Annotated in this window: 1 protein-coding gene; it reads left to right on the top strand. The window is 72.8% G+C overall.

Annotated features, from left to right (window positions below; translation table 11 throughout):
* The coding region (locus WCS02_RS20900) for a fasciclin domain-containing protein (RefSeq protein WP_340296226.1) at positions 1 to 379 on the top strand (379 nt) is incomplete at its 5' end.
* Between the last annotated feature and the right edge of the window lie 297 nt (positions 380 to 676).

The raw sequence follows: 676 nt of genomic DNA, 5'->3' as shown, positions 1-676 counted from the left end.
CACCGACGTCCTCACCGGCGGCCCCTTCACGGTCTTCGACCCGGTCCACGACCCGACCCGCACCGAGCTGGAGCAGCAGCTGCGCGAGGACCCGACGACCCTGCAGTTCCTGCTGGACTACCACGTGGTGCCAGGCCAGGCCCTGCCACCACGAGAGCTCCTGGCCGCCGCCGGGGCATCCGAGGGCGGCGCCGTGGCGACGCTGCAGGGCTGGGAGCTCACCGCCTTCGCCCCGGCCGACGGCTCGGCCGAGCTGGTCCTCAGCGAGGACGCCGTGATCCCGCTCTGCAGCGGCATCACCACCGCGGACGCCACGCTGTACCTGGTACCCCAGGTCATGCACCCGGCCGGGGACTACACCGTGCCGGGCACGGAATGACCGCCAGCAGAGGGGGGCGAGACACTCGTCTTGGGACACGCTCGGCGCACGACGACAGTCATCGGCGCCAGCGACCGGCCGGCTGCCAGGACGTGAGCATGCCGACCGTCGGCATGCAGCGGCCAGGTTCCGCTTGCGGGCGCGGGCGCGGTCGCCGGGCGGTGCGAGGGTGTGCGGGTGAGCGATGACCCGGCGCTGCGAGCGGCGTACCAGCGGTACCTGCAGTGCCTGAACGGCCGGGACCTTGACCTGCTGGGCGACCACGTCGCCGAGGACGTGCGGCGTAACGGTGAGCAT

Source organism: Aquipuribacter hungaricus, assembly GCF_037860755.1.
Lineage (GTDB): Bacteria > Actinomycetota > Actinomycetes > Actinomycetales > JBBAYJ01 > Aquipuribacter > Aquipuribacter hungaricus.
The sequence above is the reverse complement of the archived record's forward strand: the minus strand, read 5'-3'. Positions and strand labels throughout refer to the sequence as shown.